13 protein-coding genes are annotated in these 14472 nt (G+C 34.5%); 5 read left to right on the top strand and 8 right to left on the bottom strand.

The window, feature by feature from the left end:
- Positions 1-35: 35 nt before the first annotated feature.
- From aspA to gloA2, 3 genes are all read right to left on the bottom strand, one after another.
- Positions 36-1469 (bottom strand): aspartate ammonia-lyase, encoded by a 1434-nt coding sequence (gene aspA / locus MKX31_RS01390; RefSeq protein ID WP_048562862.1) that lies wholly within the window; start codon positions 1467-1469, stop codon positions 36-38.
- 172 nt (positions 1470-1641) lie between these two features.
- Positions 1642-2940, bottom strand: coding sequence for a hemolysin family protein (locus MKX31_RS01385; protein WP_064477113.1), 1299 nt, complete (start codon positions 2938-2940; stop codon positions 1642-1644).
- Positions 2941-3047: 107 nt separating this feature from the next.
- Entirely contained in the window at positions 3048-3434 is a 387-nt protein-coding gene (gene gloA2, locus MKX31_RS01380; RefSeq protein ID WP_340979764.1) for an SMU1112c/YaeR family gloxylase I-like metalloprotein, read from the bottom strand.
- 91 nt (positions 3435-3525) lie between these two features.
- Here gloA2 and MKX31_RS01375 point away from each other — a divergent pair, with 91 nt between their 5' ends.
- The 3 genes from MKX31_RS01375 (at position 3526) to MKX31_RS01365 (ending at position 7403) form a co-directional block, all read left to right on the top strand.
- Positions 3526-4704, top strand: coding sequence for a NupC/NupG family nucleoside CNT transporter (locus MKX31_RS01375; protein WP_340979763.1), 1179 nt, complete (start codon positions 3526-3528; stop codon positions 4702-4704).
- A 185-nt stretch (positions 4705-4889) separates the two neighbouring features.
- Complete coding sequence (locus MKX31_RS01370; protein WP_304362739.1) at positions 4890-5906, top strand: LCP family protein; 1017 nt, start codon at positions 4890-4892, stop codon at positions 5904-5906.
- Between the two features lie 234 nt (positions 5907-6140).
- Positions 6141-7403: a VanW family protein gene (locus MKX31_RS01365; RefSeq protein WP_098103379.1), complete on the top strand. Its 1263-nt coding sequence runs from the start codon at positions 6141-6143 to the stop codon at positions 7401-7403.
- A 39-nt stretch (positions 7404-7442) separates the two neighbouring features.
- Here the strand turns inward: MKX31_RS01365 and MKX31_RS01360 are convergent, their stop codons facing one another.
- Both MKX31_RS01360 and MKX31_RS01355 read right to left on the bottom strand, forming a co-directional pair.
- Positions 7443-7715 carry a hypothetical protein gene (locus MKX31_RS01360; RefSeq protein WP_000288799.1) on the bottom strand — a complete coding sequence of 91 codons (273 nt, stop codon included), beginning with the start codon at positions 7713-7715 and terminating at the stop codon, positions 7443-7445.
- A 15-nt stretch (positions 7716-7730) separates the two neighbouring features.
- Positions 7731-8249 carry an RNase A-like domain-containing lipoprotein gene (locus MKX31_RS01355; RefSeq protein ID WP_064477118.1) on the bottom strand — a complete coding sequence of 173 codons (519 nt, stop codon included), beginning with the start codon at positions 8247-8249 and terminating at the stop codon, positions 7731-7733.
- 399 nt (positions 8250-8648) lie between these two features.
- Between MKX31_RS01355 and MKX31_RS01350 the strand changes: the two genes are divergently transcribed.
- The gene (locus MKX31_RS01350; protein ID WP_088046990.1) at positions 8649-9197 is read left to right on the top strand and encodes a TVP38/TMEM64 family protein; all 549 of its coding nucleotides are present in this window, start codon (positions 8649-8651) and stop codon (positions 9195-9197) included.
- Positions 9198-9260: 63 nt separating this feature from the next.
- On the opposite strand, the gene MKX31_RS01345 is transcribed toward MKX31_RS01350, so the two are convergent.
- From MKX31_RS01345 to MKX31_RS01335, 3 genes are all read right to left on the bottom strand, one after another.
- Positions 9261-10961, bottom strand: coding sequence for a M4 family metallopeptidase (locus tag MKX31_RS01345; protein WP_064477120.1), 1701 nt, complete (start codon positions 10959-10961; stop codon positions 9261-9263).
- A 176-nt stretch (positions 10962-11137) separates the two neighbouring features.
- Entirely contained in the window at positions 11138-11392 is a 255-nt protein-coding gene (locus MKX31_RS01340; protein ID WP_064477121.1) for a Phr family secreted Rap phosphatase inhibitor, read from the bottom strand.
- Positions 11389-12663, bottom strand: a complete 1275-nt coding sequence (locus MKX31_RS01335) for a helix-turn-helix domain-containing protein (protein WP_064477122.1) — start codon at positions 12661-12663, stop codon at positions 11389-11391. Before MKX31_RS01335 ends, MKX31_RS01340 begins: the two co-directional genes overlap by 4 nt.
- Before the next feature lie 198 nt (positions 12664-12861).
- On the opposite strand from MKX31_RS01335, the gene MKX31_RS01330 reads away from it, so the two are divergent.
- Positions 12862-14325 (top strand): nicotinate phosphoribosyltransferase, encoded by a 1464-nt coding sequence (locus MKX31_RS01330; protein ID WP_064477123.1) that lies wholly within the window; start codon positions 12862-12864, stop codon positions 14323-14325.
- The last annotated feature ends 147 nt before the right edge of the window (positions 14326-14472 follow it).

Raw genomic sequence — 14472 nt, 5'->3', positions numbered from 1 at the left:
AAACACCGATCCAAATGGATCGGTGTTTTTTCACATTACATCTTCTTATTCTTTAATAAAGAAGCTCCAGCAATTTCAGGATGCGTCATTTCGAATGGATCTAAAATAATATCCAATTCTTCTTCTGTCAGTACACCATGTTCTAAACATAACTCCCTAACAGATTTTCCTGTTTCAATTGCTTCACGTGCAATACGAGATGCTGCTTCATAACCAATATGAGGATTAACTGCTGTAATAATTCCAACACTTTTCTCAACATATTGCTTCAGCAATTCTTCATTTGCTGTAATTCCTTTAATACAATATTCACGGAATACACGGAATCCGTTATTCATAATACTAATAGATTGAATTAAATTAAATACAAGTACAGGCTCCATTACGTTTAACTCTAATTGGCCTGCTTCTGATGCTAAGCAAATTGTATGATCATTACCAATTACTTGGAAAGCAACTTGATTAATTACTTCTGCCATAACAGGATTTACTTTACCTGGCATAATAGATGAACCTGGTTGACGAGCTGGTAATTGAATTTCTGCCAATCCAACACGTGGACCAGATGCCATAATACGAAGGTCATTCGCAATTTTAGACATATTCATCATACATACTTTTAATGCCGCAGATACTTCTGTATATGCATCTGTGTTTTGCGTTGCATCAACTAAATGCTCTGCACCAACAAGTGGGAATCCGCTAAATGTTCGTAAATGTTTAACTACTTGTTCAATGTACGTAGGGTTTGCATTTAATCCCGTACCAACAGCTGTCGCCCCCATGTTCACTTCATATAAATGTTGGCGAGACTGTTTAATTCTTTTTATATCACGTTCAAGCACTCGGCTATACGCTTCAAATTCTTGTCCAAGACGAATCGGAACAGCATCTTGTAAATGTGTACGCCCCATTTTAATGACGTGGTCGAACTCTTTTGCTTTTGCACGGAAAGCAGCATGAAGTTCTTCCATTGTAATAAGAAGTTCTTCTAACATCATAAGAGTTGCAATATGAATTCCCGTTGGAAACGCATCATTCGTTGATTGAGCCATGTTTACATGCGTGTTTGGGCTAATTTTCGCATACTCGCCTTTTTCATATCCCATACGTTCTAACGCTCGATTAGCAATTACTTCATTTGTATTCATATTAATAGAAGTTCCAGCACCGCCTTGGATTGGATCCACGATAAATTGATCATGGAATTTTCCATCAACAATTTCTTGCGCTGCTTCTGCAATTTCATGTCCAATGTCTTTAGCTAAGTAACCAGTATCCATATTTGCAAGTGCCGCCGCTTTTTTCACAATTGCCATTGCCGTAATGAGTGACGGATGAATACGATATCCTGTAATCGGGAAGTTTTCTACAGCACGTAATGTTTGTACCCCATAATAAGCTATACTCGGTACTTCCTTTTCGCCTAAAAAATCTTTTTCTATACGTATATCCTTCGTTGCTATCATTTTCATCACCTATACTTTTCATTCTAAATCCTTATCTAAAAAATCCGCCCTCTAAAAATACGAGTATCATTTAGAAGAATTTTTCAGTATCCACCTTCACTATATAGCACCTTTTTTGAAAGCGCAAACATTTATTTTTCTATATATATCTTTTATAAAAATTTATAGAAAATCATTCTTCTACCTTCTTTATTTCCACTCGTTTAATTTGATGCATATCCTTTTCAAGAACTTTAAAAGAAAAGCCGTGTTTTTCAATATTATCTCCTTCAGCAACGATTTGCTTTTGTACCATAATCCAGCCACCGATTGTATCTACATCATCAGCGATTAAGTGTATGCCAAATAAATCATTCACTTCACTAATAAGCACTTTTCCCTCTACGATTTTACACCCTTCACTTATATGCTCTATAGGCGGGTGTTCATCTTCATCGTATTCATCTCGGATTTCTCCAACAATTTCTTCTAAAATATCTTCTAGTGTAACGATTCCCGCTGTACCACCATATTCATCATATAATACAGCTAATGGAATTCGTTTTCTTTGCATTTGTAATAGCAAATCATGAATAGGGATATTTTCTAACACTTCAATAACTGGCCTTGTATATGGCGTAATCGAGCACCCCTCGGCTCGATTACCATCCATATAACGAATAAATAAATCCTTTACATTCACCATCCCGATAATTTCATCTTTATCTTCACCAAATACGGGATATCTCGTGTACTTTTCTTGTGCGATTATTTTAATATGTGTTTCAAATGGTTCGTCCTCATATAAACCTACAACTTCCGTACGAGGTACCATAATTTCCTTTGCTACTCTATTATCAAATTCAAAAATATTATTTACATATTTAAATTCCCTTTGATTAATCTCTCCGCTCTCATAACTCTCGGATAAGATTAATCGTAATTCTTCCTCCGAATGAGCAACTTCATGTTCAGAAGCCGGATGTAATCCGAATAACCCTGTCACAAGCCTTGCAGAACCATTTAAAGCCCAAATAAACGGATACATTACTCGGTAAAAGTAAATAATTGGCTTCGATAATAATAAGCTAACTTGCTCTGCCCTTTGTATAGCGAGCGTCTTCGGAGCAAGTTCACCAATGACAACATGTAAAAACGTAATAACTGCAAAGGCAATAATAAATGAAACTGTACTTGCAATTGCAGGAGATAGGTGTAGTTTTAAAAACAACGGCTCGAGTAAATGTTTTATAGTCGGCTCGCCTAACCACCCAAGCCCTAAAGCAGTAATTGTAATACCTAACTGACATGCTGATAAATACTCATCTAAATTCGAAGTTACTTTTTTTGCTGCTAATGCTCCTCGTCGTTTCTCACTAACGAGTTGATCAATACGACTGCTACGCACCTTAATAATTGCAAACTCAACAGCCACAAAAAATGCTGTTAACGCAATAAGGATGGCTACCATCAATAATTTTAAAATATCCACATATGTCCTTTAGCTTTCTTAGCTAAAGTTACACCTCCTTTAAAAAAGAAGTTTCACTTTAGTTTCTTCATTTATTTGAAAGCAACCCTATATAAAATTCACCAATTTCAAGCCTCATAAAATTCTAAAGGCAAGCCATCAGGATCTTGGAAAAAGACAAATTTTTTATCCGTAATTTCATCCATACGTATCGCTTCAGTCTCCACACCGCATTGTTTTAAATGGTTTACAGCTTCTTCTATATTTGTAACAGCAAATGCTAAATGTCTAAGTCCAGCTGCTTCTGGAAAACTTGGGCGCTCAGGTGGACTAGGAAATGAAAATAATTCAATTTGATACTCTTCCCCTACACATAAATCTAACTTATAAGAATCTCGTTCTTTTCTATATACTTCATTTATCGCTTTAAAACCTAATATCCGAGTATAAAAATCCTTTGACAGTTCATAATTCGAACAAATAATTGCAACGTGGTGCACTCTACATATTTTCATGCTCTCTCTATTCCTTTCTTTACCAAAGATGCATATTCTCCCTTGAAATGAAAAACATATATAGCAGAATATCTCTTTTAGGGGGCTTACTATGAAATTTATTACTTTTTTCGTGGGACTTATCGTTGTTTTCTTCCTTGCTTATATTGCTAGCAACAATAAGAAACATATTAAATTTAAACCAATTTTCATCATGCTTATTATACAGTTGATTTTAACCTATTTATTATTAAATACAGAAATCGGCCTCATACTTATTCGGGTCATTTCCAGTCTGTTTACAAAGCTACTCGAGTATGCTGCTAATGGTATAAACTTTGTATTTGGCGGTCTTGCAAATAAAGGTGAAATGTCATTTTTCCTTACTGTATTATTACCAATTGTCTTCATTTCCGTCTTAATTGGTATACTACAACATTTCAAAATACTACCATTTTTTATTCATTGGATCGGTTACTTCCTTAGCAAAATAAATGGTCTTGGGAAATTAGAATCTTACAACGCTATCGCCTCTGCCATTGTCGGCCAATCAGAAGTTTTTATTACAGTTAAAAAGCAATTAGCTCAAATTCCAAAACACCGTCTTTATACACTTTGTGCTTCTGCCATGTCAACCGTATCTATGTCTATCGTAGGTGCCTATATGACAATGATCGAGCCTAAATATGTAGTAACCGCACTCGTTCTCAATTTATTTAGTGGTTTTATTATCGTACTCATCATCAATCCTTACGACGTTAAAGATGACGAAGATATTTTAGAAATTAAAGGCGAAAAGCAAAGCTTTTTTGAAATGCTTGGAGAATACATTCTAGATGGCTTTCGCGTAGCCATCGTTGTCGGCGCTATGCTCATCGGATTCGTCGCATTAATTAGCTGCATTAATGACCTATTCCTCATTATATTCAGTATTACTTTCCAGCAATTAATCGGCTACGTATTTGCACCTGTTGCATTCCTTATCGGTGTACCAAGTTCTGAAATTGTCACAGCTGGTAGCATTATGGCAACGAAGCTTGTAACGAATGAATTTGTAGCAATGATGGACCTTAGTAAAATTTCTAATAGCCTTTCTCCCCGTACAGTGGGAATCATTTCTGTTTTTCTCGTTTCTTTTGCCAACTTTTCTTCTATCGGCATTATTTCAGGTGCAGTAAAAGGATTAAACGAAGAACAAGGAAACGTCGTTGCCAGATTTGGCCTTAAATTACTATATGGAGCTACCCTCGTTAGCATTTTATCTGCAATTATCGTAAGCATTATGTTGTAATTAGGTAAAATTTTATCATTTTCTTATCCCTATCTTTTGTATACAATAACGAATAGATGTCTTATAAATAATCAAGACATCTATTTTTTATACATGTACAATCGCTTTTTTTTAGCGTACAATATTTTTTATGTGTTTGAATGTGCTTCTAGATGTATACACTTTGATAGCTTTAAAGGAGAAAAATGATGAAATCCGATATGAACAAAGACACCCGAGCCAAAAAAGGACACTCAAAGAAAAAACGCCTACTCTGGTTCCTTCTTATTCCATTACTGATTATAGCACTTGGAACAGGAGGTTACTCCTTCCATATATACAGTAAAGCAAAGTCTGTATTAAGTAATGCCTATTCCGAACTGGGCCGCGGGGATAAATCCAGCAAACGTGAAAAAGCCGTGAAACCTATGACTGACAACATTTCCGTACTTATTATGGGTGTTGATGAAAGTGATATTAGGGACAAGAATTACGGAAAAGCAACTCGTACGGATGCGCTATTACTTGCAACAATTAATAAAAACGATAAATCTGTTAAACTTGTCAGCATTCCACGTGACTCACGTGTCTACATTAAATCACGTGATAAATACGATAAAATTACACATGCGCACGTATTCGGTGGTGTGGATAGCACAATTGATACCGTGGAGAAATTTTTAGATGTTCCAGTTGATTACTATGTAAAATTCAACTTTAAATCATTTATCAAAATTGTCGATTCTCTTGGTGGTATTACTGTCGATGTTCCGGTTGAGTTTACAGAACAAAATAGTAAAGACGAAGCAGATGCTATTCATCTGAAAAAAGGACGTCAACATTTAAATGGAGAAGAGGCATTAGCATTAGCTAGAACTCGTCATATCGACAGTGATTATATGCGCGGTCAACGACAACAGCTTGTTTTAGAAGCTATTGCTGCAAAAGCACTTTCTCTTAATTCTATTAATAAAATCGGTGGCCTATTAGACGCTGTCGATAAAGACCTAAAAACAAATTTAACTTTTGATGACATGATGACAATTGCCAAAAATTCAATGGATTCCAATTTAAAAATGGACAAACTGCAAGTAGAAGGTACTGATAAATATATAGGTGGTATTTATTATTACGTTCCAAATGAAACAAGCGTCAATAATATTTCGACAACACTACAAGAACACCTCGGTGTTACGAATAAAAATGAACATAAAAAATTATAATAAAAAGGCTGCTAGATCTTTCTAGTCAGCCTTTTTATTATAATTTTCAACATATTTCTCGTGCATATTGTGACAAAAAGAGACAATTATTACAACAGTGTAACGTTTTTTATAAAAACATTACACACATAGTGGAAATAATAGTATACTAGTACGTACATAATGTTATTTTCATCATTTTTATACAAAAAATGTAATACATATATTTATACAAAAATTTCTGGGGGGAAATACATGAAGCTAAGTAAAATACTGATCGGTTCTGCAATTACTGGAGGCATATTACTTTGTGTAGGCGGTGTTGGTGGATATCAATATGTATCCAAACTAAATAATCAATTAGATACTACTGCATTACCAAATACTACATTTGAAGGTATTTCTCTCGATGGAAAAAATAAAAAAGATATTCAAGCAATTATTAATCAAAAGGTAACTGAATTAGACCAAAAATCTCTTACCTACATATTCCAAAATGATAAACAAACGTACACATGGAAAGATTTAGGGATAAATTATAAGGAAAAAGATATTATTGACAAAATCTTTAAAGAACAAGAAGGAAACGCAATGAATCGTTACCAAATGCGGAAGCAGGCCGAAAACGGTGAATTAAAACGTGACTATAAATTAACAGCTCAATTAAATACAACTGCTTATGAAAGCTTTATGAAGGATAAATATAATGACACATTAAAAAATCCTGTTAATGCAGAATTAAGTGTTGAAGGCTCTACAGTACATATTAGCCAAAGTCAAAATGGAGAAAAAATTGATAAAGGAAAATTAACTGATTTAACGCAGCAGGCCATTACTTCTGGCTCATCGGACGTTACATTACCAGTTACACTCTTAAAACCTGAGCGTTCTACAGAAGATATACAAAAAATGGGGATTAAAGAAGTAATTGCTGAATATTCAACTCCAATGGCTGGTCGGAATGGAAACCAGTCCTATAACGTAAATAAGTCAGCTAATACTTTAAGTGGAGTTATTGTCGCACCTGATGAAACGTTTAGTTTTAATGGCCGCGTTGGCGTAACGGATGCTGCCCATGGTTATAAATCCGCAGCAGTATTTTCACAAGGTAAAGTTATACAAAGTGCAGGCGGAGGCGTTTGCCAAGTTAGTAGCACTTTATATAGCGCTGCTTTAAGAGCAGATTTAGGAATTGTTTCTCGAAGCAATCATTCTATGCCCGTAAATTATTTACCACTTGGGCAAGATGCAGCAGTGGCAGATTATGGTCCGGATTTAAAATTTAAAAACAATACAGGCAATCATATTTATATTCAAGCATTTTCAAATGGCGGTAGTATTACTACTCGCATTTTTGGTACAAATACTGGTAAAAATGTTGAAGTTTCTTCTCAAGTAGTTAGTAGAACTGGTGATAAAATAACAGCGGTTACGTATAAAAAGGTAACACAAAACGGTGAAGTAGTATCAAATGGACAAATTTCAAAAAGCGTATATAAAAGTGCCCCAACACAATGAGACACCATCAAATTGGCAAACAAAAAAGGCGTGATCTATTCACGCCTTTTTCTTTTGCAATAATAGTAAAAAAGCTTCAAGATGGTCTTTCGTTTCTTCTAAAGACCACATGCGATTTCCTTGCTTCGCAGCTAATACGCACGCCTCTTCCCAAGCGTTCTTTTTCTTCATATATAATAATTCATCGCGTAATTTCAAAACAATTTCTTCATCTTCTTGCTCTATAAACTCTTCCATCACGCCTACTATTTCATCCTCATGGATACTTAACGTACAATACGATTTGAGAAAATATTGTAATGTCGTATACATATTTACTCCCCCTTCTTATTTATCAGATGGATAAGAAGTAATGATCTTATATCCTAAATCTCCTGACTTATCTCTCGCCAAAACAGTAACAGTTTTTACTAACTTGTCTTTTACATTCATATTTTTCTTTATTACCGTTTTTCCAACTGGGAATGAATGAGTTGTATTTAATACGAGACGAGCCTCTTTAGAATTTTTTAACCAATCTTGAATTTCCTTATCATGCTGCTTCAAACTATCTTTTACAGCTTTCGTCGCTGTTTCCTTATCATAGTATGTACTTGCCGCTGATACTTTATCTGTCTTCAAGCGATTCTTCAAATCCTCTTCTGATTTTCCTACATGTCTTTCAATCGTATGACCATTTTTAGGTGGCCCTTCCATTTCATCTAAAATATTATCACTAATTTTTTCTACTGATGTCGATTGATTCCCTGTTTGTTTCTCTGTTTTTTGTTCTTTTCCTGCACATCCACTTAAGATCAGCATTAATGCCAATAAACTACTCAAGAGAAGACTACTTATTCGTTTCATCATATCACCTCTTCCATGATTATTATCGCAACTTCACTAAAAGTCAATTTCACAACGAAAAAACATATACATTTTTAAAATTCCTCATCAATTTTGCCATATTACCACCCTAATTTCATCAAACCACTATTTTGGAACTTCTCCGAAATATACCCCTATATTTTACCGATTATTTCCCGACTTAAAACACCACTTAAAAAACCGAGAAAACCCTGTAAATACAGGGTTTGTTTAGTGTTTTCCAAACCAGAAAAATATACCCCTCATTTTATATACCCAATACCTATATAAGGTATATAAACAGTGTTTTATCAACAGTTTCCTACATTATGTAAATTTGCACTTGCCTACACAATAGAAATATGGTGTAATGCAAAAAAAGATAAAGGATTTTAAACAATGGCTGAAACAATTCAAAACTTCTTAACAGACTATTATTCAATCGCAATTCCACTTAGTATCTTAATTAACATCATCATCAGTCTTTTAGGTTTTATCCCTAGTATTTTTTTGACCGCTATTAACATACAGCTCTTTGGTGTAACAAACGGAACTATTATTTCGATCGCAGGTGAGGCATTAGGGGCTATTATCTCGTTTTATATTTATCGTATAGGCCTTCAGAAATTCACTCACAACAAAGTAAATAAGTATCCAAAGGTAGAACGCCTACTTTATGTAGAAGGTAGAGAGGCCTTTCTACTCGTTCTATCGTTTCGATTCATACCTTTCATCCCATCAAGTATCGTTACCTTATTTGCCGCTCTAGGCAAAATGTCACTACTCTCTTTCAGTATTGCCAGCACAATAGGGAAAATACCGGCCTTATTGATTGAAGTATATTCTGCCTACCACGTCATAAATGGAACGAATGAAGCAAAGTGGATTGTAACAATCGCAGGGTGTGTTGGATTGTTTTATTTGTGGAAAAAATGGAGAAAAAAATAAAGAAGGAGCATAGGCTCCTTCTTTATTTTTGAAGTATTTTATTAATAATACTCTCTTAAACCCTTAGTTTACACCAACAGCACTAAATGATTGCTTCACTGCTGCTACTTCCGCAGAAGTCGCACCATATAAATCAGCTGCAGCTTGTACTGCACCAGCACGAGCTTGGCTAAATGTAGTAGATTGCGTGAAATATTGTGTGTTTGCACGGTAATAAATTGCACCTAACTTATCTTTACCAATACCAGTTACAGTTACACCAGAATGCGTACCGCCATTTGCTAATAAATAAGCTTGTTTGTTAATGATACCACTGTTCGTATGAACTCCACCGTTATCACTTGAACCAGTGTAACGCTTAGAATAATGGTCTGGGTCACCATATTTCGCCGGATCACTCATAGAACGAAGCGAATCTCCTGCTTTACCAGGCGTATAAATATCTTCACCAATCTCCCAATCTGGGTTTCGGTTATCATAGAATTCTACTAAAGTACCAAAAATATCAGAAATTGCTTCATTTAGCGCTCCTGATTCATTTTGATAAATTAAATCTGAGCTGTTTTCCGTAACAGCATGCGTTAATTCGTGACCAATTACATCAATTCCACCAGATAATGAAGTAAACGTTACACCATCTCCATCTCCGTATACCATTTGTGAGCCATTCCAGAACGCATTATTATACTTACTTCCGTAATGAACTGTCGATTTTAACGGAGCTCCTGCATCATTAATAGAGTTTCTATTAAATGTAGCTTTATAATAATCATATGTTCTACCTGCATAGTAATGAGCATCTACTGCCGCTGCATCATACGCTGCATTGAAAACATTATCTGCATCTGCCCATAATGTTCCTGGTAATGTTGAACGATTTTTCGCATCATATGTAAAAATCGTTGCTCCGCGCGTATTATCTTGCAAGTAGTAAGATGATCCAGATAACGTTGTATTAAGCGACTTTGTATCTCCTAATACCCCTTTACCAGTTCCCACTTTATTTGTCCCTGTTACAGGCTTTACAACCGCCTTCGCTTCTTGTTTAGGAGCTTCTTGCTTAACTGGTGACTTATCTTCATTTGCTACATGATCAAGTTTATTATATTTATTTAACACTTTACCGCTGTCTGCTTCAATGAAATAATAGTAGTTTCCTGGATTTGGATCTAAGAAGTTTAGATTTACAACGTATGCATATGTTGTTTCTTCACCATTTTGATATACATATAAGTCCGCTTTTGGTTCTACCTCATATTTCGGTGTTACACCTAAATCTTGCTGCGCGATTTCAATTGCTTTTGCGCCTTCAATCTTATTTTTATTTTTCAGCTTTTCCTTTTTGTCTAAATCAGGCGCAACTGTTCCAGACAATACTTTTAAAGAACCATCTTTACTTACGTGAGCTACTTGCGTAGATCCCCATACAGGTACTCCTTCGTATACTTGTTGCATACGTACTACTGTTGAATCAGTTACAGCATCTTTCTTCACTTGTTTCACTTTGAAAGAATCTTGCGCACTCTTTTCCCCTAACTTGTAATCACCTTTTGCCGCGTTTAAGTAATCAAACACAACAGATTCTGCTTTCTTACCAGTTGCTCCAGTTAAATCACCAGAAATAAACTCCGGTGACTGTACTGTCTCATTGTACTTCTTCGTAGAGAGCACATTTTTAGAATCTGCAAACGCAGAGCCTGTCCCTCCAAACGTTGTAACTGCCATTCCTGCCGCTAACACTAACGCTAAACTTTTCTTTTTCATGAACCTTCCCCCTAATAAAAATTTTTTTTGAAAAAGAGTAGTTTTATCGTAGCACTATGTTTCCACTATTAATATACTAAAAATTCAAATAATTTTTTTCTCAAGTTTTGTAGGATTTTGGAGAACAAATATTGAAAAACCCCTTTCCGATTGGAAAGGGGTTTTTCAATATTTTCTTAACCATAAATATCTGGATTAGAATAATTTATGAAACTTTTTTCTGAAAAATTAAAGCCATAAATATCCGGATTAGAATATTGTATATTCTCCTCTTTTACAGACTTCAATCCATAAATATCTGGATTAGAGTAATTTACTGATCCTTCTTTTAAGGATTTTACTCCATATATGTCTGGATTAGAATAATTAACTCCTAAAGAAAGAATCGCTACTATTCCCAATCCTACTACACCATATATACGTTTTTTCAATTCAATTCCTCCCTTTCTTCCAAAACTTTAATAACTTCTTTATAATATTTATTGCTTTCCTCGTACTTAAATTCATTCTCTAAGTACATTGCTAATTCTAAATAGGCATTTTTTAATTCTTTCATACTACCCACACTCTTAAAGAATGGAATAGCCTCATTCTCTAAAAATCTCTTAAACTCTTGGGATTCCCCAAAATATTTATACTTAAATATACAGAATGAATAAATCATTTTATTATATTTTTCATCACTACGTGAACACTCAATCCCTTTTTCTATCCATTTCTGTGCTTCTTCATAACATTTAAGATGAATAGATTGTTTAGCCAAACCATAAATTGTTTCAATATAATTCATATTGACAGTCTGCTGTAATTGGAAACTTTGAAGAAAATAGTTTTTTGATTTATCATGCTCATTCTTATAATGGTATAATTCTCCCATATTATTTAAAGTCATAGCTTTAATCATGTCTTTTTCCGCAAAAGAATCCACTTCTCTTAATATACTTTCATAAATCTTTAGAGCTTCTTCATACTGTGCTTTTTCCACATAACTTAAAGCAATAATCGTTTGACAATTTATTACATAACGGAATTTGTATTCGTTACGGAACCCTTCCATGGCAATGTTAGCAAAGTGCATGGCTAAATGTGGTATATTTAGGTGACTATACGCAAGGCTCAAGTTATAATATATACCAGTTTCATAATACCCTTGCTCTTTAGCCATTTCTTCCGTTTCAATTAAATACTTCAAACTTTCCTTATGCTTATATTGCAGACTAAGTAACAATGCCTTACTGTACGTATACAACATCTTCTGAAAAGGTGAATATTTCTTGTAAACTTTTTTCAATCTTTCCAACTCTTCTTCAACAGCAAGAAAATCTCGTTTCATAATTAAATAACGCGTATAAAGCAGTTTATAATAATTTATAATTTCAAAATCCAAAACATGCTTCATTTCACCTTGCAACTCTTCATATATGCGCTCTACTTGTGGCTTGTCCAAATGAACTAGTGCATTCAACCATTCATCTAGCTTCCCCTTCACATCTTCTTCTACATCTCTCAAATCCGTCACGGCAATTTCTAACCTTGTGCAGAGCAATTGTAGAATTTCTTCTGATGCCTCGATCTTTCCATTTTCGATTTTACTTAAGTATGAGACAGAACAAATGCCCTGACATAATTCTTCTTGTGTCATTTTTTGCTGTAGCCGTTTATAAAAGACTTGTTTGCCTATTTTTTCTAATGTTTGTTGCATTGTCCTCCTCCATTCTCATTACCCCATTACTCTAATAATACATAAAATCTTGAGAAATATAAATTGATAAATGTTAATTTTCTAAAAAATATGCATTATTTCATTTTTTTCCCTCTTGACTATACTTTCATATCCATTCTTTGCTACGAGCGGTGAAAAATTGATATACTATAACCAAATTATGGAGGTGTTTTCGCGATGACTTATTATAAAGACGATAGCTATGCCTTACATACAGATTTATATCAAATTAATATGGCTTATACATATTGGAAAGATGGTATTCATAATCGCCGCTCGGTGTTTGATTTATATTTTCGAAAACTTCCATTCGAGAACGGTTATGCTGTTTTTGCTGGCCTTGAAAAGATTGTAGAGTACATAGAAAACTTCAGCTTTACCGAAAGCGATATCGCTTATTTAGCAGAATTACAATTTGAAGAAGAATTCCTTCATTATTTACAAAATATGAAATTCACTGGGACGGTTCGAAGTATGCAAGAAGGTGAAGTTGTATTTAATAACGAGCCTTTATTACGTGTTGATGCACCGCTCGGTGAAGCACAAATTATTGAAACTGCCCTGTTAAACATTGTGAATTACCAAACATTAATTGCAACAAAAGCTGCTCGTATGAAGCATGCTGCAAATAATGATGAACTTTTAGAATTTGGTACAAGACGAGCCCACGAGTTTGATGCAGCTCTTTGGGGCACACGTGCTGCCTTTATTGGTGGATTTTCGTCTACGAGTAACGTTCGTGCTGGAAAACGCTTCGGGATACCTGTAGCCGGCACACACGCTCACTCTTTCGTTCAAGCGTATCGCGATGAATATGTCGCGTTTAAGAAATACGCTGAAACCCATAAAAAATGTGTCTTTCTCGTTGATACATACGATACTTTAAAATCAGGTGTTCCAAATGCAATTCGCGTCGCGAAAGAGTTTGGAGATCGTATCGATTTTTACGGCATTCGCCTTGATAGTGGTGATATGGCCTATTTATCTAAAAAGGCCAGAAAACTACTAGACGAAGCTGGGTTTACACATACAAAAATTATTGCTTCTAGCGATTTAGATGAATACACAATTATGCATTTGAAATCTCAAGGAGCAAAAATTGATGTATGGGGTGTTGGAACAAAATTAATTACATCCTTTGAGCAACCGGCATTAGGGGCTGTTTATAAACTAGTGGCGATTGAAGATACGGATGGAAAGTTAAATGATACAATTAAAATTTCATCTAACCCTGAAAAAATTACGACTCCAGGACTGAAACGAATTTATCGCATTATCAATCGAGTTAATGATCATGCAGAAGGCGATTATATTGCATTAGATTCTGAAGAACCTGGAAAAGAAGAACGTTTAAAAATGTTTCATCCTGTTCACACGTATATAAGTAAATTTGTAACAAACTTTGAAGCTCGCGAACTGCATAAAGACATTTTCGTTAACGGCGAAAGAACATATGAACTACCAGGTATATTAGATATTCAAAAATATAATGAACAGAGTCTCGCACTATTTTGGGAAGAGTATATGCGAACTTTAAATCCCGAAGAGTACCCTGTCGATTTAAGTCAAGAATGTTGGGATCATAAAATGAATTACATTCAAACTGTTCGAGAACAAGTTGAAAAAAATATACAAAAATAAAACAGAGAAGCTTCTCCTTCTCTGTTTTTTCAATACGATATGTATCTTTGTGAAAAATATATTAAAATAGTACGATAAATATTTTTTATTTTTAAATTTTAATATTACGTTATTTATTTATAAAATAATATTTGTTATTATTTTATT

Source organism: Bacillus sp. FSL M8-0063 (assembly GCF_038005545.1).
Taxonomy (GTDB): Bacteria; Bacillota; Bacilli; order Bacillales; family Bacillaceae_G; genus Bacillus_A; species Bacillus_A wiedmannii.
The sequence above is the reverse complement of the archived record's forward strand: the minus strand, read 5'-3'. Positions and strand labels throughout refer to the sequence as shown.